The following is a 25,723-nucleotide window of genomic DNA, read 5'->3' as shown; positions in this document are numbered from 1 at the left end:
GTGACTGATATGGCGCAAGGGGCAGATGATGTACCGGTGGTCTATCTCCACGACATCAAGCGGCAATACACCCAGGGCGAAAGCGTTCTGACCATTCTCGACAATGCCAAGCTGGCATTGTGGGCGGGGCAGTCGGTCGCGCTGGTGGCGCCGTCCGGCTCGGGCAAGTCGACGCTGCTGCATATTGCCGGCCTGCTCGAGAGCCCGGATGATGGCGAGGTCTATGTCGGCGGCACCGCGACCTCGGGCCTGTCGGACACCGAGCGCACCCAGATCCGCCGCACCGATATCGGTTTCGTCTACCAGTCACATCGGCTGCTGCCGGAATTCACCGCACTGGAAAACGTCATGCTGCCGCAGATGATCCGCGGCTTGAAGCGCTCCGAGACGGTTGCCCGCGCCAAGGAAATCCTGGCCTATCTGGGTCTGGCCGAACGCATCACACATCGCCCTGCGGAGCTGTCGGGCGGCGAGCAGCAGCGTGTTGCGATTGCCCGCGCGGTGGCCAATGCACCGCGCGTGCTGTTTGCCGACGAACCGACGGGAAATCTCGATCCGCATACCGCGGATCACGTCTTCAAGGCGCTAATGCAGCTGGTGAAGGCGACCAAGGTGGCGATGTTGATCGCGACCCACAACATGGAACTGGCCGGCCGCATGGATCGGCGGGTGTCGCTGGAAAACGGCAAGGTCGTCGAACTCGACTGACCCCGCCACCTATCTCATTCAAGACATAGGCGAGGCGCCGCGAACGGCGCCGTCGCTCAGTAGCTGCTCTTACGCTTGCGCTTCACGCGCGGCTGCTGCGGCGCGTAGGTCTGCGCATAGGCCAGCGCCGGATTGGCGAAGCAGGTCAGGCCGATGCCCGATGCCGTTGCTGCGCACTGGGCATAGGTGTTGTAGCTGCAATCGTCGTCGCCATAGAGCGAGCGCATGCAGAACGGATAGCCGCTCGGGGTGTAGAAGGAGAATGGGCCGGGGTCGGTGCGCTGTGCTGTGGCGGGCGTGACAGTGAGGGCCGAAAGGGCGCCGAGGGCGACCAAAGCAAGCAGGGCTGCGCGCATCGAATTCTCCTGCCGACTCAGATGGCCGGCTGCATGTGATCTCTGACCGGCACAAAGCCGGTCCGAGAGGTATTCGTCAACTCACAAAGCCGCATTCCGCTTCGCATCCGGCGTCGGAAACATGCCGTAACAGGGCTTGTTCGGCATATGCGACGCAATACGGCGCAGGTGATCCCGGGGAGGGAGGGAGTTGGCTGGCGGGGCGCGAAGCGTGCCGGTTCGCCGTCTTAACCATTCGGAATATGAGGCGTGACGCGCCCGGATCGGCTGCTTGACTCCAGGAACAGAATGAGAACAATGTTCTTCATATGTTCCAGAGAGTCACGGAGGCCACCATGTTGAAGACCTTTGTTGAAGAAGCCGCTGCACTGGCATCGATCGTTCTGTTCGTGGGCATGATTGCGGTCTGGGCGCAACTGATCCCCCAGCTCTGATCCTGCTCCCGGAGGTCGGCTGCAAAGCCGGCGCCGCAACACCGGGGAAGCACTCGCCGGTGGATACGGGAACGCTCCCGGGGAATACCAGGCATTCCCTAGGGAATGCGGGGACGCTTCTGGACCCGAGCGGGTTTCACATGGACTTGGCCGGGGGCAGGCATCACGATGGGGCAGCGAGTCGGCCTGAACAGGCTGCCGCGATCCCCAGTGTCGATGACTGCCCAGATCGGGCGCTGCAAAGTCCGGAACGCCCCACGCCATGAGTCAGAAGCCCGCCGCCGCGTCGAATGCCGGATTTGTCCATCTGCACGTGCATTCGGCCTATTCGCTGCTGAAGGGCTCGATCAAGATCCAGAAGCTGGCGGAACTGGCGAAGGCCGACCATCAGCCGGCGCTGGCGCTGACCGACAGCGACAACATGTTCGGCGCGCTGGAATTCTCCGAAAAGCTGGTGGGCTACGGCATCCAACCGATCACCGGCTGCGAGGTCGCGATCGATTTCGGTGACCAGGATCCCAACGCCCGTAACGCGCTGAACGCCGTGATGCCGCGCATCGTGCTGCTGGCTGCCAAGGAGCGCGGCTATCAGAGCCTGATGAAACTCAACTCGCGGGCGTTTCTGGAAACTCCGGTCAACCACGCGCCCCACATCAAGCTGGAATGGCTGCTGGAGGAAACCGAAGATCTGATCGCGTTGAGCGGCGGTCCGGACGGTCCGATCAATCAGGCACTATTGGCCGATCAATCCGCGCTTGCCGCTTTGCGTTGCGACCGGCTCGCGTCGCTGTTCGGCGATCGGCTCTATATCGAACTGCAGCGTCATGGCGCCGAGAAGGAGCGCCGCGCCGAAGCGGGGCTGATCGATCTTGCTTACGCCAAGGGCCTGCCATTGGTGGCAACGAACGAGCCGTATTTTGCCGCCGCGGACGATTATGAGGCCCATGATGCGCTGCTATGCATCGCCGGTGGCAGGATCATTGCGGAAACCGACCGGGAGCAGCTCACCACCGATCATCGCTTCAAGACCCGCGCCGAAATGGCGGTTCTGTTTGCCGATATTCCCGAGGCATTGGCGTCGACCGTCGAAATCGCCGAGCGCTGCTCGTTCCGGCCAAAGACGCGCAAGCCGATCCTGCCGCGCTTCACGGTCGGTGCCGGCAGTAACGCCGAAGGCGCGGCCCAGGAGGAATCCGACGAGTTGCGCCGTCAGGCCGAGGAGGGCCTGCGCAAACGTCTCGCCATCCACGGCGTGTCACAGGGCAAGAGCGAAGAGGAATACCACGCGCGGCTCGACTTCGAACTCAACGTGATCTCCCGCATGAACTATGCGGGTTACTTCCTGATCGTGTCCGACTTCATCAAATGGGCGAAGGCGCAGGGCATTCCGGTCGGACCGGGCCGCGGTTCGGGCGCCGGCTCGCTGGTCGCCTGGGTCTTGACCATCACCGACCTCGATCCCCTGCAGTTCAACCTTCTGTTCGAACGCTTCCTCAATCCGGAACGCGTCTCGATGCCAGACTTCGACATCGACTTCTGCCAGGATCGCCGCGGTGAGGTGATCTCCTATGTGCAGCAGCGCTACGGCCGCGATCAGGTCGCGCAGATCATCACCTTTGGTACGCTGCAGGCGCGCGGCGTGTTGCGCGACGTCGGCCGTGTGCTGCAGATGCCCTATGGTCAGGTCGACAAGCTGACCAAGCTGGTGCCGCAAAATCCTGCGGCCCCTGTGACCTTGGCTGCGGCGATCGAAGGCGAGCCGAAGCTGCAGGCGCTCCGCGACGAGGATCCGATCGTCGCCAAAGCCTTCGATATCGCCCAGCGTCTCGAGGGCCTGACGCGCCACGCTTCGACCCATGCAGCAGGTATCGTGATCGGCGACCGGCCGCTGTCGCAGCTCGTGCCGATGTATCGCGATCCGAAATCGGACATGCCGGTCACCCAGTTCAACATGAAATGGGTTGAGCCAGCAGGTCTCGTGAAGTTCGACTTTCTCGGCCTCAAGACGTTGACGGTGCTCGACGTCGCCGTGAAGCTGCTCAAGCAGCGCAATATTGACGTCAATCTTGCGACGACGCCGATTACCGATCCCAAGAGCTACGAAATGCTGGCGCGCGGTGAAGTGGTCGGCGTATTCCAGGTGGAAAGCCAGGGTATGCGGCGCGCGCTTGTGGACATGCGCCCCGACCGTTTCGAGGACATCATCGCGCTCGTCGCGTTGTATCGTCCGGGCCCGATGGCGAACATCCCGACCTATTGCGCGCGCAAGCATGGCGATGAAGAGCCGGAATATCTGCATCCGATCATCGAGCCGATCCTGAAGGAAACCTTCGGCGTCATCATCTATCAGGAACAGGTGATGCAGATCGCACAGGTCATGGCCGGCTATTCGCTGGGGGACGCTGACCTGCTGCGCCGCGCGATGGGCAAGAAGATCCGCGCCGAAATGGAAAAGCAGCGCGAGATCTTCGTTGCAGGCTCCGTCAAGAACGGCGTGCCGAAGGGGCAGGCCGATACGATCTTCGATCTGCTGGCAAAATTCGCCGACTATGGCTTCAACAAGAGCCACGCGGCTGCCTATGCGCTGGTGTCGTATCACACCGCCTATATGAAGGCGCATTATCCGGTGGAGTTCATTGCGGCGTCGATGACGCTCGACATGGGCAACACCGACAAGCTGTCGGAATTCCGCGCCGAAGCACAGCGGCTCGGTATCAAGGTCGAGGCGCCGAACATCAATCGTTCAGGCGTCACCTTCGAAGTCAGCGACAATACGATCTATTATGCGCTGGCGGCGTTGAAAGGCGTCGGCGCTGGCGCAGTTGAGCAGATCGTCGCCGAGCGCAACAAGAACGGTTTGTTCACGTCGCTTGCCGATTTTGCGTCGCGCGTAAGCCCACGCGCCGTCAACAAGCGCATCATCGAGACGCTCGCTGCGGCCGGCGCCTTCGATACGCTCGATCCACATCGTGCCCGCGTGCATGGCGGCGCGGATGCTATTTTGGCCGCCTGCCAGAGCGCCCACGTGGATACGACTATCGGTCAGGGAAACATGTTTGGCGGCGCGGCCGATGCGCCGACCATCATGCTGCCGCAGATCGACAACTGGCTGGCGGCCGACAAGCTGCGCAAGGAGTATGATGCGATCGGCTTCTTCCTGTCTGGCCATCCGCTTGACGATTACGCCGCCGCACTGAAGCGGCTGCGGGTGCAGAGCTGGGCCGAGTTCTGCCGCGCCGTCAAAACCGGCGCTACGGCGGGCAGGGTGGCGGCTACCGTCGTATCCCGCATGGAGCGGCGCACAAAGACCGGCAACAAGATGGGCATCATGGGCCTGTCGGATCCGACCGGGCATTTCGAGGCGGTGCTGTTCTCCGAAGGGCTTGCCCAATACCGCGACGTGCTGGAACCAGGTACCGCGGTGCTGCTGCAACTCGGTGCCGAACTCCAGGGCGAGGACGTTCGGGCCCGGGTTCTTCACGCCGAACCTTTGGATGTCGCCGCTGCCAAGACCCAGAAGGGGCTCAGGGTGACCATGAAGGACACCAAGGCACTGGATTCGCTGGTAAAACGCCTCCAGCCGCAGCCGAGCAATGTCGCCGGCGGAGGCGACGTCTCGCTCATCCTGCGGCTGGATCTGCAAACTGAGGTCGAGTTCAAGTTGGATGGCCGCTTTCAGGTCTCTCCGCAGATCGCCGGCGCCATCAAGGCGGTTTCCGGGGTGGAAATGGTCGAAACGCTTTGAGCTGGCGACCAGCGCGGTAAACCGGCCGAAGCCACCGGATTTCCTTGCTTATCCCGGGAATCCGGCTATAAGCCGGCCCATCTCACACGGAAGCATGGCTTAATCGCCGTCCGGTGGCATCCAGGCTGCACGGCAGAATCCTCTGCCCGAACGCTCGTTTGCTCACACGCTTCCGGAGGAAACAACCGGAGAATTGATACTATGGCACTACCCGAATTTTCTATGCGTCAACTGCTCGAAGCTGGCGTCCACTTTGGCCACCAGTCGCATCGCTGGAATCCGAAGATGGCGAATTACATCTTCGGTGCACGCAACAACATCCACATCATCGACCTCGCGCAGACCGTGCCGTTGCTGCACAACGCGCTGAAGGCTGTCAGCGACACCGTCGCCAAGGGCGGCCGCATCCTGTTCGTCGGCACCAAGCGCCAGGCGCAGGACGTCGTTGCCGAAGCTGCGAAGCGCTCGGCGATGTACTTCGTCAATTCCCGCTGGCTCGGTGGCACCCTGACCAACTGGAAGACCATCTCCGGTTCGATCAAGCGCCTGCGTCACCTCGATGAAGTGCTGAATTCCGGCGACGCGTCGGCCTACACCAAGAAGGAACGTCTGACGCTGCAGCGCGAGCGCGACAAGCTCGATCGCTCGCTGGGCGGCATCAAGGACATGGGCGGTCTGCCCGACCTGATCTTCGTGATCGACACCAACAAGGAAGACATCGCGATCCAGGAAGCTCAGCGTCTGGGCATCCCGGTGGCGGCGATCGTCGACACCAATTCGGATCCGAAGGGCATCACCTATGTGGTCCCGGGCAACGACGACGCCGGCCGTGCGCTGACGCTGTATTGCGACCTGATCGCACGCGCCGTTATCGACGGCATCTCGCGCGCCCAGGGCGACTCGGGCTTCGACGTTGGTGCATCGGCTGCGCCCATCGCTGAAGCCATTCCGGCTCCGGAAGCTGGCTTCCAGGGTCTGGCCGGTCCGCGCGGCACTGCCGACGATCTCAAGAAGCTCACCGGCGTGTCCGGCGCGATCGAGAAGAAGTTCAACGACCTTGGCATCTTCCACTATTGGCAGCTGGCCGAACTCGATCACGACACCGCCCACAAGATTGGCGAAGAAGTCGGCCTTCCGGCTCGCGCCGATGGCTGGGTCGCCCAGGCCAAGGGTCTGACGGCGGAAGCCGAGTAACGCGCAGGCGTGATCCCGGAACCGGTGTCCCGGTTCCGGACATGATCATGCCGGTACGAGAGCCAAGAAACTATTGTGCGGCCGTCATCCCGGCCGCACTTTCCATCTCTACACTTCTCTCGATGATAGTTCCTGCGGCGTAGCGCGATTGACCAGCACCGGCTGGCTCGCAAGCGCCCTGACAGGCAAAGGGTTCAACGATGGCAACGATTACTGCAGCGATGGTCAAGGACCTCCGCGAAACCACCGGCGTCGGCATGATGGATTGCAAGAACGCGCTGGCTGCCAATGACGGCGACATGCAGGCGTCAATCGACTGGCTGCGCAAGAAGGGCCTGTCCAAGGCCGCCAAGAAGGCCGACCGCGTGGCGGCTGAAGGCCTGATCGGCGTTCTCACTGCCGGCAACAAGGGCGTCGTGGTCGAAGTCAATTCCGAGACCGACTTCGTCGCGCGCAACGATCAGTTCCAGGGTCTGGTCAAGATGATTGCCCAGGTGGCGCTCAAGGTCGGCTCCGACGTTGAAGTCATCAAGGCGCACAAGATTGGCGACGTCACCGTCGAGACCGCTATCACCGAAGCCATCGCCACCATCGGCGAGAACATGACGTTGCGCCGCGCTGCCACGCTGGAAGTCAGCGCCGGCGTTGTGTCGAGCTACGTGCATAACGCTGTGATCGAAGGCCTCGGCAAGATGGGCATCATCGTCGCGCTGGAATCGACCGGCAAGGCTGACGAGCTCTCCACTCTCGGCAAGCAGATCGCGATGCATGTCGCCGCCGCCAACCCGCAGGCGCTGGACTCCGCCGGTCTCGATCCGGCCGTCGTCGCCCGCGAAAAGGAAGTGATGGCGGACAAGTATCGCCAGCAGGGCAAGCCGGACGCGATGATCGAGAAGATCGTCGAGAACGGCCTGAAGACCTATTACAAGGAAGTCTGCCTGCTCGATCAGGCTTTCATCCACGACACCGGCAAGTCGGTGGCGCAGGCCGTCAAGGAAGCCGAAGGCAAGGTTGGCGCACCGATCAAGCTCGCCGGCTTCGTGCGCTACGCGCTCGGCGAAGGCATCGAGAAACAGACTTCGGACTTCGCTGCCGAAGTTGCCGCCGCCAGCGGCCAGAAGTAAGAACGCAAGTTCTGAGAAATACGACTAGACCTCCCGGCGATCTACGCCGGGAGGTGCCGCCTCGAAAGGAAGCGATCGCATCATGGGTGAGCCGCTCTATCGTCGCGTCGTGATCAAGGTCTCGGGTGAGTCTTTCGCCGGAGGCCAGTCATTCGGTATCGATCAGCCGACTATCGACCGCATCGCCGTCGATCTCATTGCAGCCCAGAAACTTGGTGTTGAAGTCGCGGTCGTCGTCGGCGGCGGCAATATCTTCCGCGGCGTTGAAGTCTCCTCGCGCGGTGTGTCACGCCCGACCGGCGACAGCATGGGCATGCTCGCTACCGTCATGAACTGCCTGGCACTGGAGGCTGCGATCGAGCGCCACGCCGTGCCGGCCCGTACGCTGTCGGCGATGGTGATGCCGCAGATCTGCGAACTCTTCACACGTGCTGCTGCACATAAATACCTGTCCGAGGGCCGCATCGTGCTGCTGGCCGGCGGTACCGGCAATCCGTTCTTCACCACTGACACGACCGCAGTGTTGCGCGCTGCCGAGATCGGCGCATCGGCTGTGCTGAAGGCGACCAATGTGGACGGCGTCTACAGCGCCGATCCAAAGAAGGATCCGAACGCGAAGCGCTTCGAGCGTCTCAGCCATTCGCAGGCGGTGGAGGGGAACTACAAAGTCATGGATGCGACGGCTTTCGCGCTTGCCCGCGAGACCTCGCTGCCTATCATCGTGTTCTCGATCGCCGAGCCGGGTTCGATCAGCGCCATTTTGACGGGTACTGGCCGCGGCACCATCGTCGCGGGCTAATTTTAGACGGGTTCGGAGCGCCATACCCGCTTCGCACCAGCAGGATACAAGGGAGAGCTGTATGGCCGCCATGGCCCCATTCGATATCAACGACCTCAAGCGCCGTATGCAGGGCTCGACCCAGTCGCTGAAGCACGAGCTTGGCGGCTTGCGCACCGGACGTGCGGCAGCCTCGATGCTGGAGCCGGTCCAGGTGGAAGCCTATGGCAGCCACATGCCGCTGAACCAGGTTGCCACCGTCAGCGTTCCCGAGCCGCGCCTGCTGTCGGTGCAGGTCTGGGACAAGTCCATGGTCAAGGCGGTGGAAAAGGCGATCGTCGATTCCAATCTCGGCCTCAGCCCGGCAACCGAAGGCCAGATCCTGCGGCTGCGCATTCCCGAACTGAACACCGAGCGCCGCAAGGAACTCGTGAAGGTCGCGCATAAATACGCCGAAGCGGCCAAGGTTGCGGTGCGCCACGTCCGCCGCGACGGTCTCGACATCATCAAGAAGCTCGAGAAGGCGCACGAGATATCCGAGGACGACCAGAAGCGCCACGATACCGAGGTGCAGAAGGTCACGGACAGCATGATCGCTGAAATCGATCAGTTGCTGGCGGCTAAGGAAAAGGAAATCATGACGGTTTAAGCGTCAGAAGCCGCTTTTAAGCTGTTGAAAAGCGTATGGTCCGCAAATTGGTCACATATGTGCCGGACCATACGCTGGGGATTTTAATCGATGTCGAATGCCGCCGCGCCCGCAAATGATGGATCAGATCGATCCACGCCTTTGCATGTCGCGATCATCATGGACGGCAATGGACGCTGGGCTGCAGCGCGGGGGCTTCCGCGCGCCGAGGGCCATCGCCGTGGCGTCGAGGCACTGCGCCGTGTGGTGCGGGCATCCAACGAACTCGGCATCCAGTATCTGACGATCTTCTCGTTCAGCTCGGAAAACTGGTCGCGGCCCGCGTCCGAGATCAGCGATCTGTTCGGCTTGCTGCGTCGCTTCATCCGTAACGACCTTGCTACGCTGCATCGCGACGGCGTGCGCGTTCGCGTGATCGGAGAGCGCCAAGGCCTCGATTCTGATATCGCGTCATTGCTGAAAGAGGCCGAGGATCTGACGCGGGGCAACACCCAGCTCAATCTCGTGGTCGCCTTCAACTACGGCTCGCGGCACGAGATCGCCATGGCGGCGCAGCGTCTGGCGCTCGAAGTCGCCGAGGGCAAGCGCACGCCGGAAAGCATCAATGTCGATACGCTCGGCCAGTATCTCGACGCGCCTGATATTCCGGACCCGGACCTGATCATCCGCACGTCGGGCGAACAGCGGCTGTCGAACTTCCTGATGTGGCAGGCCGCCTATAGCGAGTTCGTATTCGTGCCGATCCACTGGCCGGATTTCGACAAGGCCGCGCTGGAAAGCGCTATTGCCGAATATGCCCGGCGCGAGCGGCGCTTTGGCGGTCTCGCCGCGAAAACCGGTTCGTGACCGGCGTGACCCAGGACGACAGTGCGCCGAAGCAGGCGGATGACCGGGGGCTGCGCAATCTCCTGATGCGCATCCTGGCCGCGCTGGTGCTGATCCCCGTCGCGATTTTCGCCGCCTATACCGGTGGCTGGCTGTGGTTCGGCCTCGTGACGCTGGTGTCGGTTGGTCTCTTCCTGGAATGGCGGGCCATCGTCGGCAATCATATCGGCTGGATCGGGCTCGGCTTCGTCTATGCCTTGGCTGCGTTTGCTGCATCCATTGTCGTGCGCCTCGATCCCGTTTGGGGCTTCTCGGCGCTAATGTTCATTCTGTTGGTGGTCTGGATGACAGACATCGGCGGCTATTTCGCCGGGCGCGGCATCGGCGGCCCGAAACTGTGGCCGCGCGTCAGTCCGAAGAAGACATGGGCTGGCGCCATCGGCGGCTTTGTTCTCAGCCTCGCTGTGGCTGCCGGTTTTGCCATGAATGGTTTGGGCAGGCTGCTGCCGCTGCTCATGATCGCAACCGTGCTGACGGTGCTGTCGCAACTCGGCGATCTCTTCGAGTCCGCGGTCAAACGCAAGTTCGGCGTCAAGGATTCCGGCCAGATCATTCCTGGCCATGGCGGTCTGCTGGATCGCCTCGATGGCTATGTATTCGCGGTGGTTGCTGCTGCGGTGATCGGTCTTTTACGCGGCGGCGCAGATGGCGTCGGCCGCGGTCTTATGGTTTGGTGATTTAATGAGCGCTGTTCCCCTGCGAAATAACAAGCCCGCCGCGTCCAGTCTGCGCAGCATCACTGTCCTCGGTGCGACCGGTTCGATCGGTGACAGCACCATGGATTTGCTGCGAGCGTCCCCCGAGCGGTACCAGGTGGAGGCTTTGACCGCCAACGGGAACGTCGAAGGCGTGGTCAAGCTCGCCAAGGAATTCAACGCGCGCTTCGTGGCCGTCGCCGATGAATCCAAACTGGACGAACTCCGCGCGGCACTCGCCGGCACCGGGATCGCCAGTGGAGCGGGGGATAGCGCCATCGTCGAGGCTGCGGAGCGTCCGGCCGACTGGCTGATGGCCGCCGTGTCAGGCGCCGCCGGCTTGAAGCCCGCACTCGCCGCCGTCGACCGCGGTGCAACCGTCGCGCTGGCCAACAAGGAATGCCTCGTGTGTGCCGGCGATTTCTTCATGGATCGCGCCGCCAAGGCTGGTGCCTGCATCCTGCCGGCAGACAGCGAGCACAATGCGCTGTTCCAGGCGCTGGCCTCCGGCAGCCGCGAGGAACTGACCCGCGTCATCATTACCGCCTCGGGCGGACCGTTCCGCACCTGGGCTGCCGCCGATATCGAGCAGGCAACGCTGGCGCAGGCGCTGAAACATCCGAACTGGTCGATGGGGCAGAAGATTACCATCGATTCCGCATCGATGATGAACAAGGGCCTCGAAGTGATCGAGGCGTCCTATCTGTTCGCGCTGGCGCCGGACGAAATCGACGTGCTGGTGCATCCGCAGTCGATCATCCACGGCATGGTGGAATTCAGGGACTATTCCGTCATGGCGCAACTGGGCTCGCCGGACATGCGCACACCGATCGCGCATTGCCTGGGTTGGCCGGACCGTATCGCAGGCCGGGCCGCGCCGCTGGATCTCGCCAAAGTCGGGTCGCTGACCTTCGAGGCACCGGATTACGCGCGCTTCCCTGGTCTGAAGCTGGCCTATGACGCGCTGCGCACCGGCAGCGGCGCGACCACCGTCTACAACGCGGCCAACGAGATCGCTGTGGCTGCCTTCACTGCCCAGAAGATCCGCTTTGGCGCCATTGCACGGCTGGTCGAAGCCACCATGAATGAATGGGTGCGGGCAGGGAATTTGGCGCCATTGTCATCGGCGGATGACGCCATCGCTGTTGACCATAAAGCGAGAAAAATGGCTGCCACCCTCTTGCCTCAAATTGCCGCAAAGGCATCCTAGAGCATTGGGGATGGGGCCTTTGGCCTCGCGTTAGGGGATCGGGATGCTTGAGTTTTTCCAACATAGTTTCAATACGTTAAGTCACGGCTTTATCGGCTATATCATCCCCTTTCTGTTTGTCCTGACGATCGTGGTGTTCTTCCACGAACTCGGCCACTTCCTGGTCGCGCGCTGGAACGGCGTGAAGGTCCTGACGTTCTCGCTCGGCTTCGGTCCCGAACTGGTCGGTTTCAACGATCGCCATGGCACGCGCTGGAAGATTTCCGCGATTCCGCTTGGCGGCTACGTGAAGTTCTTCGGCGACGAGAGCGAAGCCTCGACCCCCTCAAGCGCTGCGCTGGAAGGCATGACGGCGGATGAACGCAAGGGCAGCTTCCACCACAAGCGGGTTGGCCAACGTGCGGCCATCGTGGCTGCCGGTCCGATCGCCAATTTCATCCTCGCGATCATCATTTTCACCTGTCTGTTCACGTTCTTTGGCAAGCCGAGCACGACCGCCAAGGTCGACAGCATTCAGGCTGGCAGCGCCGCCGAGAAGGCCGGGTTCCAGTCGGGCGACATCATCAAGGCCATCGACGGCAAGGTCATTGGCAGCTTCTCCGACATGCAGCGCATTGTCGGCACCAAGGCCGGTGAGCAGCTGGCCTTCAGCGTCAAGCGCGGCGAAGCCACGGTCGAGCTGAAGGGCACGCCGGAACTTCGCGAAGTCAAGGACAGCTTCGGGAATGTCCATCGATTGGGCGTGCTCGGCATCACACGCGCCACGGCGGCCGGTGAAGTGACCACCGAGCGGGTCAATCCGGCGGCCGCTTTCGTGCTGGGCGTCAAGGAAACCTGGTTCGTTGTGGACCGCACCATCGCCTATATCGGCGGTGTATTCACCGGACGCGAGGCGGCCGACCAGATCGGTGGCCCGATGCGAATCGCCCAGATCTCGGGGCAGGTGGCGACAATCGGCCTGACCGCACTGATTCACCTGGCAGCAGTTCTGTCGATCTCGATCGGCCTTCTCAACCTGTTTCCAGTGCCGCTTCTCGATGGCGGTCATCTTTTGTTCTATGCCGTCGAGGCCGTTCGTGGGCGTCCGCTGTCGGAGCGCGCGCAGGAGATGGGCTTCCGCATTGGTCTCGGTTTAGTGCTGATGTTGATGGTATTTGCCACCTATAACGACATTCTTCACCTGGCTTCGTCATGATCGAGGCTGGGGGTAACGTGGCCGATGGGCAACGTCTTGGAATGAAATTAGAATTGCAGCGCGAAAGGTCGTTTGCCAGTCAGGTAAAATTGGCTACAAGCTGGGCGACTAAAGGGATTCTGTCAGACCGTAGGGGTGCGGGCTGGCGATGGAATGATAAGGGCGCTTTGCGCATGATTTTTGGTTTGCGGGGTTTCCGGGGTGGCCTTCTTGCTGCTTCGCTATTGGTCGCCATGCCGGTCGCCGTTACAGCGACTGCTACGCTCGTTTCTTCGACTGCCGTGGCTCAGACCGCCGCTTCGATTGTTGTTGAAGGCAATCGTCGCGTGGATGTGGAGACCATCCGCTCCTATTTCCGTCCTGGCCCGAGCGGCCGGCTGGATCAGGGCACCATCGATGACGGCCTCAAGTCGCTTATCGAGACCGGCCTGTTTCAGGATGTGAAGATCAATCAGGCCGGTGGCCGTCTGGTCGTTAGCGTCGTCGAAAATCCGGTCATTGGCCGTATCGCCTTCGAAGGTAACAAGAAGGTCAAGGACGACCAGCTGAACGCCGAAGTGCAGTCGAAGCCGCGCGGGACGCTGTCGCGCCCGATGGTGCAGGCCGACGCCCAGCGCATTTCCGAAATCTACCGTCGCTCTGGCCGTTATGACGTCAGCGTCGTTCCGGAATTCATCGAGCAGCCGAACAACCGCGTCGACCTGATCTTCACGATCAACGAAGGCGCTAAGACCGGCGTGAAGTCGATCCAGTTCATCGGTAACAACTATTACTCGTCCTACCGTCTCAAGGACGTCATCAAGACCCGTGAATCGAATCTCCTGAGCTTCCTGGCTTCGGGCGATATCTATGATCCGGACCGCATCGAAGCCGATCGTGACCTGATCCGCCGCTATTACCTGAAGAACGGCTTCGCCGATGTTCAGGTCGTCGCCGCGCTCACCGAATACGACCCGCAGCAGAAGGGCTTCCTGGTCACCTTCAAGATTGAAGAAGGCCAGCAGTACCGCGTGTCGTCGGTCGACTTCTCGTCCACCATTCCGCAGTTCGATCCGAACTCGCTGCGCAGCTTCTCGCGCGTTGGCGTCGGCTCGCTTTACAACGCGGAAGCGCTGGAGAAGTCGGTCGAGGAAATGCAGATCGAAATGTCCCGCCGTGGCTACGCCTTTGCCGTTGTGCGTCCACGTGGCGATCGCAATTTCGAATCTCACACCGTCACCATCGGCTTCTCGGTGGAAGAGGGGCCCCGCGTCTATATCGAGCGCATCAATGTGCGCGGCAACACGCGCACTCGTGATTATGTCATCCGCCGCGAGTTCGATCTCGCTGAAGGCGACGCCTATAACCGTGCTCTGGTTGATCGTGCCGAACGCCGTCTGAAGAACCTCGACTTCTTCAAGAGCGTGAAGGTGACGACCGAGCCCGGTTCATCCAGTGATCGCGTGATCCTGGTGGTCGATTTGGAAGAGAAATCCACTGGCGACTTCTCGGTTTCGGGCGGCTACTCGACCACTGACGGTGCGCTCGGCGAAGTCAGTGTCTCGGAACGTAACTTCCTCGGTCGTGGCTTGTTTGCGAAGGCATCGGTCCAGTACGGCCAGTATGCCCGTGGCTACTCGCTGTCGTTCGTTGAGCCTTACCTGCTCGACTACCGCGTGGCGCTCGGCCTCGATTTCTATCAGCGCGAGCAGCTGTCCAACAGCTACATCTCGTACAACACCAAGACGCTCGGCTTCAGCCCGCGCCTCGGTTTCCAGCTGCGTGAAGATCTCGCGCTGCAGCTGCGCTACTCCGTCTATCAGCAGCAGATTTCGCTGCCGACGGCGCTGAGCAACTGTAACAATCTGAGCGGTAATCCGGCCACCTTTACGCCGGGTGCCATTAACGCCGCGGCCGGTACTCTGACCGCAGTGGATCCTCTCAATGCGAATACGTGGGGTTGCTACGCCGATGGTGAGTCGTCTCTGCCAGTTCGCCGCGAACTGGCCAGCGGCAAGACGCTGACTTCGGCGCTCGGCTACACGCTGAACTACAACACGCTCGACAATAACAAGAACCCTACCGACGGTCTGTTCCTGGAGTTCAAGCAGGACTACGCTGGCGTCGGTGGCGACGTGACCTACCTCAAGACCACGATCGATGCGAAGTACTACACCCCGCTGGTGGCCGACATTGTTGGTTTGCTGCGTGTCCAGGGCGGTATGCTGAACAAGGTCGGCGAAGACATCCGCATGCTGGATCACTTCCAGATGGGTCCGAACTTGGTGCGCGGTTTCGCGCAGAACGGCATCGGCCCGCGTGACATCAGCTATGTTGCGCTGGGATCCTACGGCGACGCGCTCGGTGGCACCAAGTATTGGGGCGCCTCGGCTGAATTGCAGATGCCATTCTGGTTCCTGCCGAAGGAAGTTGGCATCAAGGGCGCAGTTTATGCCGATGCCGGCGGTCTCTGGGATTATAAGGGACCGACCAGCTGGGCTCAGACTGGCGAAGTCAATGCCGCCGGCTGTGTGCCTGCGAGCCGGACTTCGGTCGGTAACTGCGCCGGTATGACCTTTGACGATGGCAACGTCGTCCGGTCGTCGGTCGGTGTGGGCCTGATCTGGCAGTCGCCGTTTGGTCCGCTGCGCTTCGATTACGCAGTGCCGATCACCAAGGGCGCCTATGATCGCGTGCAGCAGTTCAAGTTCGGCGGCGGAACTTCGTTCTGAGTTTGATCTCCGGCCGGACCGCGACGGGTGGAATGGCTCTGCCGACGTTCTTCAAGCAATCGCCGTCGTTGACGCTGGCTGAAATAGCCGCGTCAACGAAGGCGCGACTGGTCGACCCGACGCGGGCCGACCAGATCGTGACTGGCGTAGCCTCGCTCGACGAGGCCGGCCCCCATCACCTGACCTTCTTCGAAAATCTCCGCTACATCGACCAGCTCACCCACACCAAGGCCGGTGCCTGCTTGGTGAGCGAGAGCTTTAAGGGCGACATTCCGGCTCACGTGACAGTGCTACGGGCCAAACGGCCGTTCGCGGCTTTCGTGGAATTGGCGCGCGAGCTGCAGGCGGATACGTTGCGTCCGGCCTCCGGCTTTGACATTACTGGCATCGCCGCATCCGCCGTCATCCATCCCTCTGCTCAGCTCGAGGATGACGTTACGGTGGATCCGCTGGCCGTGATCGGCCCGGATGTCGAGATCGGTTCCGGCACCATCATCGGCTCTGGCGCGGTGATCGCCGCCGGGGTCAAGATCGGCCGTGACTGTAATATCGGTGCCGGCAGCACGCTGCAGTTCACACTGATCGGCAACAATGTGCTCGTTCACCCCGGCTGCAAGTTCGGCCAGGACGGCTTTGGCTTCGTGTTCGGCCGGGACAAGCACATCAAGGTCCCGCAGACTGGCCGTGTCCTGATCCAGAACGACGTCGAGATCGGCGCCGGCACCACCATCGACCGCGGCAGCCTGCGCGATACTGTGATTGGCGAAGGGACCAAAATCGACAATCAGGTCCAGATCGGCCACAATGTGACAATTGGACGGCACTGTGTGATCGCTGCGAAATGTGGCCTTGCAGGCAGCCTGACCATCGGCGACAACGTCGCGCTGGGCGCCATGGTGGGCCTCAACAATCACATTACGATTGGCGATGGCGCGCAGGTTGCGGCAATGGCCGGAGTGAAAGACAGCATTCCGCCGCGCGCGCGGTGGGGTGGCATCTTTGCCCGGCCGACCAAGCAATGGTTCCGCGAGATCCTCGCGGTTGAGAAACTCGCCCGCGAGAGCATGCCGGGAACGGATGCGGCGACGCAGGATACGAAGGACGAGGGGCGGGAATGACCCAGGATTTATCAAGCGATGGCGAGTCGCCTATCATCATTGAGACTGTTGATATCAACACCATCCTCAAGACCCTGCCGCATCGCTACCCATTCCTGCTGATCGATCGCGTCGTGAACATCCGGAAGGATTTCAGCGGCATCGGCATCAAGAACGTCACCATCAATGAACCGGCATTTCTTGGCCACTTTCCCGATCGTCCGGTCTATCCCGGCGTGCTGATGATTGAAGGCATGGCGCAGACGGCCGGCGTCATCGGCATCTCGTCAGTCGAAGGCACCGAGAAACCGCGCGCGGTGTACTTTCTAACCATCGACAAGTGCAAGTTCCGCAAGCCGGTGATGCCGGGGGACACGATCGAGTATCACCTGCACCTGATCGGCCGGAAAAAGGCCATGTGGTGGTTCCACGGCGACGCCAAGGTGAACGGCAAGGTCGTCGCCGAGGCCGATGTCGGCGCGATGCTGACGGACTGAGCAGACAGCTTAGTCCGCGTCATTCGTCTAGAGCCTCGGTTCTGATAGAAGCAGAACCGAGGCTCTAGCTTTTTGTTTAGACGCGTTTTCTTGATGCGGACCGGTACCCACTTCGCTCGAAAACGCGCTAGCGCTGCCGAACACGCATTGTGACGACGCCGCCATGTATAGCCAGTTCTACGGAGCTCGGCGGGGTGGTGCCTTGGCGGAGAGTATAGACGATACTCACAGTCGATTGGCTCTGAGTCCCGATCTCGTGCACCGCTGGTGCGTCAGACGGATGCGATCTTTTACCCGCCGGATCGATGAGAGACAGGCCCATTGACGAGCCATCGAGGCCCGGTAGGCCAGCGGGCCGCGTGATCACGATGTGCAATTCAAGAGCGCCGGTTTCGAGATTGAGCGCGGTATGCGCACCAATGAGTTTCTCGGTCGCCGACAAGCCAACCAAGGCCGGTGTTGGAGGAGTCTCTGCCACGGTCGTAGTCCCTTCTACCGTCCATCCTTTGGTCGCAAGGACGGCGCCGCCGGCCGATGTGTCGATCAGTTTTCCCTGGAATGAAAAGTAGACGACGTATGTGGTCCCTCGCACCACGTTCTTGAATCCGGGCGCATCATACATCGAGAATTGGCATCCGCCCGGACGTGCAGGGTCATAACGATCATATGGGTGCTGTGGACAGGTTCGATGTCCGTACGCCGTACAGTTGCCGGAGGGGCAGCCGTCTTCCTGATATGCCGCTGGTAGCAGCACCACAGCTCCGCACAACACGAGGGCGACCACGCTGCCATTGGCCGTGTTTTGGCCCATAACGTATTGGCGATATTCACCAGCCGAGCAGGTGCCGGTGAATGTGGCGGAACAGTTGAACGGGGCGTCGAAATCGGCGCCGTGAATCGCCGGTGCGAGATTCCCTGCTGGCGTGACAAAGGATGAATAGGCTACAGCCATGTGGACCTCTTGTGATGTCAGCATGTGAATTGGAGCGAATGGTTATGCGGTGCCGCCGCCCGCTGCGGCGGCTCCGATCTCGGCGCACATGGTGCAGATCCAGATCAGGATTTGGTGCGTGCCAGGACGCAGGCCTTCACCGAAGCCGATCAATCAGTAGTACTGAGGCGAGAAGGAGCCGTCGGGGTTCTGCGTGACCACAGCGCTGGTTTGCGCGCGACCCGTGAAGTTGACGTTGCCGGCCTTGGTCGAGGCTGCGGTGTAGTCGATGATCTGACCGGGCGTGTATGCGCCATCGGCGACATAGAAATTGATCACAGGTGTCACGTTGAACGTGTCGTTCGGCTCCGCGATGAAGGTAGCGACCGGTGACGGGATGCTCGGAATGTTGCCGGGACGCGCCAGACCGAACAGGTATCCGTTGGATGCCGTGAAATCGTTGTTGGCGATAATCCTGTAGGAGCCCGTCATTGCGCCGCCCGGTGTAACGGTGCCGAAACCGATGGGGGTCGTTCCGGCAAAGGTGACGCTGTCCTGCAGAGTGACATCGACCGCAGCAGCGCCGCTCTGGCCCATGGTTGTACCTGGAGCGATGGGCATGGTTGCTGTTGCCCAATAGGCGAAGGTCTCGTCGGTGTACTCAACCGTATCCGTTCCACCCGACCGGATGCCGTTGAAGGTCACCCACGCGTTACTGTAAACGACCGGCTGTCCGCCCGTCGATGTCACAGCGGGTGGTTGCATGAAGAGGACATAATTCTTCGCGAACCCAGAGTTGTTCAGAACCTTGATCGAGTATTTGGCCATGTTGCTGCTCCTGGCTGAATGGTGACTGGTCGGCGACAACAAGCGGCCTTGCAAAGCGAGGGAGCATTACGGCTTGCGTGATGTCGTGACGATGTCGTGGATAACAACCATAGCGTGTATCAACCATTGGTTGTGTGGTATGGCTCTGATGGCGTATTGACGAAACCGAGCCGCCTTGATGCGTCAATCAGCTCGGCAAGGCTGTGGACGTTGAGGCTGCGCATCGCGTTTTCGCGATGCTTGCGGACGGTGAGGGGGCTGATCCCGAGTTTGCGGGCGATCTGCTTGCTGGTGAAGCCAACAGCAATGAGCCGCGCGACGTCGATTTCGCGCGGTCGCAGGGCGGGTCGGCTGCCGATCAAAAAGACTGGTCGTGTCTTTCCCTTTGATTGGCGTATTGCGATATCTCGCCAACTTGCTGCGTGTTGGTGACAGATGTTTTGGCGAAGGCGGTGAGTTGCGCCGTGGTTCCCAGCCGCATCTTGTGCAGGATGCTCGCGCGATGTTTGCGGACGGTGAACTCGGAAATGGCAAGGGCGCGCGCGATCTGTTTGCAGCTCATCGACTGGCCAACCAGCGACAATATTTCCTCCTCGCGATTGGTCAGACGCGCCATGAAAGGTCATTCCGTACTGGTATAAAAAGAACGTACCATGAACATTTGGAGTTCAGCAAGGTTCCAGTGGCACTTGTCCGCGCGGTACTGGACAGTCCACGTGACGCGGGTTACGCAGCGGAAAATCCTAGAAATTTGCAGGAACTGGACTTCTCGATGAGCAAGATCGATCCAACCGCCCGCGTCGCCGACGGTGCTGTCATTGGCGAGGGCGCCGAAATCGGACCCTTCTGCATCATCGGACCGCATGTCACGATCGGTGCAGGCACGAAGCTGCTGTCGCATGTCAACGTGACGGCGCAGACGACCATCGGCGAGAACTGCACGATCTATCCGTTCGCGTCATTAGGCACGCCCCCGCAGTCGCTCAGCTACAAGGGCGAACTGACCAGACTGACTATCGGCAATGGCTGCACCATCCGCGAGTCCGTGACCATGAATGCCGGTACTGTCGCTGGCGGCGGCATCACGTCGGTGGGCGATCGCGGCTACTTCATGAACTGCGCCCATGTCGGCCATGACTGCCATGTCGGCAATGACGTGATCTTCGCGACCTCGGCGACGCTTGGCGGCCATTGCGAGATCGGCGATTTCGTTTTCATGGGCGGGCTATCGGCCGTGCACCAGTTCACCCGCATCGGCTCGCAGGTCATGGTCGGCGGCATCTGCGGCGTGCGGGGCGACATCATCCCGTTCGGGCTCGTGAATGGCCAGTATGCAGCGCTCGAAGGCCTCAACATCATCGGCATGAAGCGCCGCAAATTCACGAAGGAGCGCGTTGCCGCCGTGCGCTCTTTCTATCAAAAGCTGTTCCATGGCGCGGGCGTCTTCGCCGAGCGGCTTGAGCGTGTGCAGCCTTTGGCAAATGACGATCCGGCGATTGCAGAAATCCTGACATTCATCGCGGGCGCCAAGCACCGCGCACTGTGTCTGCCCGAGGATAGCAAGAACAACTCTTGAGTTCGGGTATCGCGGGGCGAACCATGACCGACCAGGCTCAAGCGCAAGATCTGCAAGAACATCCGCCGATAGGCTCGCCGTTCGGGATCATCGCCGGTGGCGGTTCGCTGCCCTTCGCCGTAGCGGACTCGTTGCAGGCCCGCGGGATCAAGCCGGTGTTGTTCGCACTGAAGGGGTTCTGCGATCCAGCGCTGGTGGCGCGATTTCAGCACCACTGGATTCCCATTGGCCAGTTTGGCCGTTTGCTGAAGCTGATGCGCAGCGAAAATTGCCGGGATCTCACGTTCATTGGCACGCTTGTGCGGCCGGCAATCTCCGAAATCAGACTGGACTGGGCAACGCTTCGCGTGATGCCGAAAGTGTTTCGCGCGTTTCGCGGCGGTGACGATCACTTGCTGACGAGTGTCAGCCGCCTGTTCGAGCATGAAGGTTTTCGCCTGCTGGGGATCAAGGACGTCGCGCCGGATGTGCTGATGCCGGCGGGCAGCGTGACACGTGCCGTACCGGATCAAGACGCTGAAGCCGATATCGCGCGGGGGCGCGAAGTCCTGCGCGCCTTGAGCCCATTCGATATCGGCCAGGCTACCGTGGTGATCGACGGCCATGTGGTGGGGATCGAGGATATCGAAGGCACCGATGGATTGCTGGCCCGCGTGGCGCTTCTGCGTGAGCAGGGACGTATTCGCGCCAAGGCAGGGCGGGGCGTATTGGTGAAGGCGCCGAAGAGCGGTCAGGACCTGCGTTTCGATCTGCCGACATTGGGGCCGCGTACCATCGAGCGCGCTGCGGCCGCGAAGCTCGCCGGCATCGCCATTGTCGCAGGCAATACGATCGTCGCCGAACCGCAGCAGATGATTGTCGCCGCCGATGCCGCAGGTCTTTTTGTGACGGGACTTCCGTCGTGACGAAGACGATCTATCTCATCGTCACCGAAGAATCCGGCGACCGTCTCGGCTCTGCGCTGATGAAAGTGCTGCGCCAGCGGCTGGGCGACGATGTGCGCTTCGAAGGCGTCGGCGGTTCGTCGATGGCGCGTGAAGGGCTGCAGTCGCTGTTTCCTATCGAAGAGCTTTCCATCATCGGCCTTGCCGCGGTCGTCCGGAAATTGCCGTCGATCCTGAAGCTCATCACGCGCGCGACCGAAGATGTCTTGCGGGCCAATCCCGACGTGCTGGTCATCATCGATAGCCCGGACTTCACCCACCGCGTTGCGAAGCGCGTGCGCCAGCGCGATCCTTCGATACCCGTCGTCAATTATGTGTCGCCAACGGTATGGGCATGGCGGCCGGGGCGCGCGAAGGCAATGCGCGCTTATGTCGACCATGTGCTGGCGCTGCTACCATTCGAGCCGGAGGCCCATCAGCGGCTCGGCGGTCCGCCATGTACCTATGTCGGCCACCCGCTGATCGAGCAGATCGATGCGCTGCGTCCTAATGCGGAAGAGCAGGCGCGTCGCGAAGCGAAGCCGCCGGTGCTGCTGGTGCTACCGGGCAGCCGTCGTAGCGAGATCCGTCATCACATGGCAACGTTCGGCGCGACGCTCGATCTGCTGCGAAAGCCGGGCACGCAATTCGAATTGATCCTGCCGACCATGCCGCATCTCGTCGAAGTGATCACCGAGGCGCTCAAGACATGGCCGGTGCAGCCGCGAGTCGTTGTGGGCGAAACGGAGAAGCGCGCCGCGTTCCGCATCGCGCATGCGGCCTTTGCCAAGTCGGGGACGGTGACATTGGAGCTTGCATTGTCAGGCGTGCCGATGGTCACCGCCTACAAGGCCGGCAGTGTCGAGGCCTGGATCATCCGCCGCCGCATCACATCATCGTCGGTCATTCTCGCCAATCTGGTGATCGGCGAGAACGTCATTCCGGAGTTCATCCAGGAAGACTGCACGCCGGAGAAGCTCGCAGCATCGTTGCAAGAGGTGCTGGCAGACACACCGATGCGGCGCCGTCAGATCGAAGCCCTGGCGCGACTGGATGGAATCATGGGCGTGGGGCGGATGTCGCCGAGCGACGCTGCCGCCGACGTTGTGCTGGCGACGATGCGCAAGGATCAGAGGTAGCTTGAACAAAAAATCGGCGGATCTTGCGATCCGCCGATTTTCTTTTCTAGCCTTTGCCGAAGCGCATTAGCTGCGCTTGGCGATGTCCACGTAGTCGCGGCGGGCAGCGCCCGTGTAGAGCTGGCGGGGACGGCCGATCTTCTGCTGCGGATCGCCGATCATCTCGCTCCACTGGCTGATCCAGCCGACGGTGCGGGCAACCGCGAACAGCACGGTGAACATCGACGTCGGGAAGCCCATCGCCTTCAGCGTGATGCCCGAATAGAAGTCGACATTCGGATACAGCTTGCGGTCGATGAAGTACTGGTCCGACAGCGCGATTTTCTCGAGCTCCATCGCAACGGCGAGCATTTCGTCGCCGCCGTGCCCGGTTTCCTTGAGGACCTCGTGGCAGGTCTCCTGCATGATCTTCGCGCGCGGATCGTAGTTCTTGTAGACGCGATGACCGAAGCCCATCAGACGGACGCTGGAATTCTTGTCCTTCACCTTGGCGATGAATTCCGGAATCTTGTCGACGGTGCCGATCTCGGCGAGCATCTGCAATGCGGCTTCGTTGGCACCACCATGCGCCGGTCCCCACAGGCAGGCGATGCCGGCGGCGATACAAGCGAACGGATTGGCACCCGACGAGCCGGCGATGCGGACGGTCGAGGTCGATGCATTCTGCTCGTGATCGGCGTGAAGCGTGAAGATCTTGTCCAGCGCCTTGGCGAGCACCGGATTGACCTTGTAGTCCTCGCACGGCACGGCGAAGCACATCTTCATGAAGTTCGCGGCGAAATCGAGCGAGTTGGTCGGATACACGAAAGGCTGGCCGATTGTGTACTTGTAGGCCATCGCGGCGAGCGTCGGGATCTTGGCGATCATGCGGATCGACGCGATTTCGCGCTGCTTCGGATCGTTGATATCAGTTGAGTCGTGGTAGAACGCGGCGAGGGCGCCAACCGATGCGACCATCACGGCCATCGGATGCGCGTCGCGGCGGAATCCCTGGAAGAAGCGGCTCATCTGGTCGTGAACCATTGTGTGGTTCGTGACCAGCGTGTCGAAGGCGACCTTCTGCTTGGCGGTCGGGAGTTCCCCGTACAGCAACAGGTAACAGGTCTCGAGGAAATCGCCCTTGGCGGCGAGCTGCTCGATGGGGTAGCCGCGGTATTCGAGGATACCGGCATCGCCATCGATATAGGTGATCTTGGACTGGCAGCTGCCCGTCGAGGTGAAGCCCGGATCGTAGGTAAACATCCCGGACTGGGCGTAGAGCTTGCCGATGTCGATGACATCAGGGCCGATCGTTCCGCTGTGAATCGGAAGGTCGAAGCTCTTGCCGTCGACTGTCAGCGTTGCGGATTTGGTATTGGTTTTTGCGTCCATCGCGTGGTCCCCGATGAGATCGTTGAGGGGCCGGCAAACCACCGACATTTCAGGAGAAATGGGGAGGCTAGCCGGGAATTCCAGAGCATTCGCCAGAATGCGTAGCGTATTGCTGTGTGCGCTGCAAGACGGGCAAAAGCAGCCTACAGCTATGCTAAATAGATGCCTGATCGGCGAGCCGGTCCAGGCATTCTTGACGTCCCAATACCGCCAGAACATCGAAAATGCCGGGCGATGTGGTCTTGCCGGTCAGCGCCACGCGAAGCGGCTGCGCGACTCCGCCAAGCTTGATGCCAGCTTCCTCGGCAAAGGCGCGGGTAGCGGCTTCGGCATTCGCTGCCGTCCAGTCTGTCACGGCTTCCAGTGCCGTGCGCAACTTGCCGATCAACACGCGGGTTTCCGGCGTCAGCGCGGCCTGCGCTTTCGGCTCCATCGCCAGCGGGCGATCGGCAAAGATGAAGTTGGCGCCGTCGATCAGTTCGATCAGCGTCTTGGCGCGTTCCTTCAGGCCCGGCATGGCGCGCAGCAATTGGGCGCGGGTGGTGTCGTTGAGCTTCGGCTTCAGGTCCAGGCCGCCGGGCACGTAATTCAGCACGTCCTCGAACATGGTCACGAGGGATTGATCGTCGGTGTGACGGATGTAGTGACCGTTGAGGTTCTCAAGCTTGGCGAAATCGAAGCGCGCGGCAGAGCGGCCGATCCCGGATAGATCGAATGCGTCGATCATCTCCTGGGTCGAGAAGATTTCCTGATCGCCATGGCTCCAGCCGAGCCGCACCAGGTAATTCCGCAGGGCAGCCGGCACATAGCCCAGCGCGCGATAGGCTTCGACGCCGAGCGCGCCGTGGCGCTTTGAGAGTTTCGAGCCATCGGGTCCGTGGATCAGCGGAATGTGCGACATGCTGGGGACCGTCCAGCCGAGCGCGTCGTAGATCTGCTTCTGGCGCGCCGCGTTGATCAGATGATCGTCGCCGCGGATGACATGGGTCACGCCCATGTCATGGTCGTCCACCACCACGGCCAGCATGTAGGTCGGATTGCCGTCGCCACGCAGCAGCACGAGATCGTCGAGATTCTCGTTCTGCCAGACCACACGCCCCTGCACCTGATCCTCGATCACGGTCTCGCCGGTGAGCGGCGCCTTCAGGCGGATCGTCGGTTTGACGTCGGGGCGCGGATCCGACGGATCACGGTCGCGCCACAGTCCGTTATAGAGCTTGGACTTGCCCTCGGCGCGGGCAGTCTCGCGCATCTGTTGCAGCTCTTCGGCTGAGGCGTAGCAGTAATACGCCTTGCCCTCGGCCAGCAGCTGTTCGGCGACTTCGCGGTGCCGGCCGGCACGGGCGAACTGGAAGACTGTGTCGCCGTCCCACTCGATGCCCAGCCACTTCAACCCGTCGATAATGGCGTCGATCGCGGCATCGGTGGAACGCTCGCGGTCCGTATCCTCGATCCGCAGCAGCATCTTGCCGCCGGTCTTCTTGGCATAGAGCCAGTTGAACAGCGCGGTGCGTCCACCGCCGATATGGAGGAAGCCGGTCGGCGAGGGGGCGAAACGGGTAACGACGGGAGCGGTCATATCAGTGGGTTCGATCGAGTTCGGTGTGACTGTTGGCGGGCGTTTATCACAACGACAGGGCGCTGTCTCACGGCGAATAAACGCGGATTTGGGGGCGG

The 25,723-nt window shown here is 61.4% G+C and carries 23 protein-coding genes; 16 read left to right on the top strand and 7 right to left on the bottom strand.

What is annotated here, in order from left to right; genetic code table 11:
* Positions 1-9: 9 nt before the first annotated feature.
* Entirely contained in the window at positions 10-708 is a 699-nt protein-coding gene (locus AB8A33_RS14200; RefSeq protein ID WP_068730961.1) for an ABC transporter ATP-binding protein, read from the top strand.
* Positions 709-764: 56 nt separating this feature from the next.
* Here the strand turns inward: AB8A33_RS14200 and AB8A33_RS14195 are convergent, their stop codons facing one another.
* On the bottom strand, positions 765-1,064 hold the full coding sequence (locus tag AB8A33_RS14195; RefSeq protein ID WP_439093344.1) for a DUF3551 domain-containing protein: 300 nt from the start codon (positions 1,062-1,064) through the stop codon (positions 765-767).
* Positions 1,065-1,760: 696 nt separating this feature from the next.
* On the opposite strand from AB8A33_RS14195, the gene dnaE reads away from it, so the two are divergent.
* From dnaE to fabZ, 12 genes are all read left to right on the top strand, one after another.
* Positions 1,761-5,243 (top strand): DNA polymerase III subunit alpha, encoded by a 3,483-nt coding sequence (gene dnaE, locus AB8A33_RS14190; RefSeq protein ID WP_439093343.1) that lies wholly within the window; start codon positions 1,761-1,763, stop codon positions 5,241-5,243.
* Positions 5,244-5,444: 201 nt separating this feature from the next.
* Positions 5,445-6,437 carry a 30S ribosomal protein S2 gene (locus AB8A33_RS14185; protein WP_439093342.1) on the top strand — a complete coding sequence of 331 codons (993 nt, stop codon included), beginning with the start codon at positions 5,445-5,447 and terminating at the stop codon, positions 6,435-6,437.
* Positions 6,438-6,637: 200 nt separating this feature from the next.
* On the top strand, positions 6,638-7,561 hold the full coding sequence (tsf, locus tag AB8A33_RS14180) for a translation elongation factor Ts (protein ID WP_439093341.1): 924 nt from the start codon (positions 6,638-6,640) through the stop codon (positions 7,559-7,561).
* 82 nt (positions 7,562-7,643) lie between these two features.
* Positions 7,644-8,360, top strand: coding sequence for a UMP kinase (gene pyrH / locus AB8A33_RS14175; RefSeq protein WP_439093340.1), 717 nt, complete (start codon positions 7,644-7,646; stop codon positions 8,358-8,360).
* Positions 8,361-8,430: 70 nt separating this feature from the next.
* On the top strand, positions 8,431-8,988 hold the full coding sequence (gene frr / locus AB8A33_RS14170) for a ribosome recycling factor (RefSeq protein WP_439095938.1): 558 nt from the start codon (positions 8,431-8,433) through the stop codon (positions 8,986-8,988).
* Positions 8,989-9,078: 90 nt separating this feature from the next.
* Positions 9,079-9,834, top strand: a complete 756-nt coding sequence (locus AB8A33_RS14165) for an isoprenyl transferase (RefSeq protein WP_439093339.1) — start codon at positions 9,079-9,081, stop codon at positions 9,832-9,834.
* A gap of 5 nt (positions 9,835-9,839) precedes the next feature.
* The gene (locus AB8A33_RS14160; protein ID WP_439095937.1) at positions 9,840-10,550 is read left to right on the top strand and encodes a phosphatidate cytidylyltransferase; all 711 of its coding nucleotides are present in this window, start codon (positions 9,840-9,842) and stop codon (positions 10,548-10,550) included.
* A gap of 4 nt (positions 10,551-10,554) precedes the next feature.
* The gene (gene dxr / locus AB8A33_RS14155; RefSeq protein WP_439093338.1) at positions 10,555-11,778 is read left to right on the top strand and encodes a 1-deoxy-D-xylulose-5-phosphate reductoisomerase; all 1,224 of its coding nucleotides are present in this window, start codon (positions 10,555-10,557) and stop codon (positions 11,776-11,778) included.
* A gap of 43 nt (positions 11,779-11,821) precedes the next feature.
* On the top strand, positions 11,822-12,973 hold the full coding sequence (gene rseP / locus AB8A33_RS14150) for an RIP metalloprotease RseP (RefSeq protein WP_439093337.1): 1,152 nt from the start codon (positions 11,822-11,824) through the stop codon (positions 12,971-12,973).
* Positions 12,974-13,146: 173 nt separating this feature from the next.
* Positions 13,147-15,684 (top strand): outer membrane protein assembly factor BamA, encoded by a 2,538-nt coding sequence (gene bamA / locus AB8A33_RS14145; protein WP_439095936.1) that lies wholly within the window; start codon positions 13,147-13,149, stop codon positions 15,682-15,684.
* 32 nt (positions 15,685-15,716) lie between these two features.
* Entirely contained in the window at positions 15,717-16,802 is a 1,086-nt protein-coding gene (lpxD, locus tag AB8A33_RS14140; RefSeq protein WP_439093336.1) for a UDP-3-O-(3-hydroxymyristoyl)glucosamine N-acyltransferase, read from the top strand.
* Positions 16,799-17,278 (top strand): 3-hydroxyacyl-ACP dehydratase FabZ, encoded by a 480-nt coding sequence (gene fabZ / locus AB8A33_RS14135; RefSeq protein WP_439093335.1) that lies wholly within the window; start codon positions 16,799-16,801, stop codon positions 17,276-17,278. The genes lpxD and fabZ overlap by 4 nt, the downstream gene beginning before the upstream one ends.
* Before the next feature lie 127 nt (positions 17,279-17,405).
* Here fabZ and AB8A33_RS14130 read toward each other — a convergent pair whose 3' ends face one another.
* The 4 genes from AB8A33_RS14130 to AB8A33_RS14115 form a co-directional block, all read right to left on the bottom strand.
* A complete protein-coding gene (locus AB8A33_RS14130) occupies positions 17,406-18,230 on the bottom strand; it encodes a hypothetical protein (protein WP_439093334.1) in 825 nt (274 codons plus the stop codon).
* Between the two features lie 153 nt (positions 18,231-18,383).
* Entirely contained in the window at positions 18,384-19,037 is a 654-nt protein-coding gene (locus AB8A33_RS14125) for a hypothetical protein (RefSeq protein ID WP_439093333.1), read from the bottom strand.
* Between the two features lie 119 nt (positions 19,038-19,156).
* Positions 19,157-19,399 carry a response regulator transcription factor gene (locus AB8A33_RS14120; protein WP_439093332.1) on the bottom strand — a complete coding sequence of 81 codons (243 nt, stop codon included), beginning with the start codon at positions 19,397-19,399 and terminating at the stop codon, positions 19,157-19,159.
* Complete coding sequence (locus tag AB8A33_RS14115; protein ID WP_439093331.1) at positions 19,396-19,653, bottom strand: response regulator transcription factor; 258 nt, start codon at positions 19,651-19,653, stop codon at positions 19,396-19,398. Before AB8A33_RS14115 ends, AB8A33_RS14120 begins: the two co-directional genes overlap by 4 nt.
* 156 nt (positions 19,654-19,809) lie before the next feature.
* On the opposite strand from AB8A33_RS14115, the gene lpxA reads away from it, so the two are divergent.
* Genes lpxA through lpxB form a run of 3 tightly spaced genes read left to right on the top strand, consistent with a single transcriptional unit; the run spans position 19,810 to position 22,675 of the window.
* Positions 19,810-20,613 carry an acyl-ACP--UDP-N-acetylglucosamine O-acyltransferase gene (lpxA, locus tag AB8A33_RS14110; RefSeq protein WP_068730856.1) on the top strand — a complete coding sequence of 268 codons (804 nt, stop codon included), beginning with the start codon at positions 19,810-19,812 and terminating at the stop codon, positions 20,611-20,613.
* Positions 20,614-20,636: 23 nt separating this feature from the next.
* Positions 20,637-21,518, top strand: coding sequence for an LpxI family protein (locus tag AB8A33_RS14105; RefSeq protein ID WP_439093330.1), 882 nt, complete (start codon positions 20,637-20,639; stop codon positions 21,516-21,518).
* Positions 21,515-22,675, top strand: coding sequence for a lipid-A-disaccharide synthase (gene lpxB, locus AB8A33_RS14100; RefSeq protein ID WP_439093329.1), 1,161 nt, complete (start codon positions 21,515-21,517; stop codon positions 22,673-22,675). Before AB8A33_RS14105 ends, lpxB begins: the two co-directional genes overlap by 4 nt.
* A 66-nt stretch (positions 22,676-22,741) precedes the next feature.
* On the opposite strand, the gene gltA is transcribed toward lpxB, so the two are convergent.
* Together gltA and gltX are read right to left on the bottom strand one after the other, a co-directional pair.
* Positions 22,742-24,046 (bottom strand): citrate synthase, encoded by a 1,305-nt coding sequence (gene gltA / locus AB8A33_RS14095; RefSeq protein WP_439093328.1) that lies wholly within the window; start codon positions 24,044-24,046, stop codon positions 22,742-22,744.
* A 154-nt stretch (positions 24,047-24,200) separates the two neighbouring features.
* A complete protein-coding gene (gene gltX, locus AB8A33_RS14090) occupies positions 24,201-25,625 on the bottom strand; it encodes a glutamate--tRNA ligase (RefSeq protein WP_439093327.1) in 1,425 nt (474 codons plus the stop codon).
* Positions 25,626-25,723 lie beyond the last annotated feature (98 nt).

This window comes from Tardiphaga sp. 813_E8_N1_3, from assembly GCF_051811025.1.
GTDB lineage: Bacteria > Pseudomonadota > Alphaproteobacteria > Rhizobiales > Xanthobacteraceae > Tardiphaga.
This window is presented reverse-complemented; position numbering and strand designations above follow the sequence as displayed.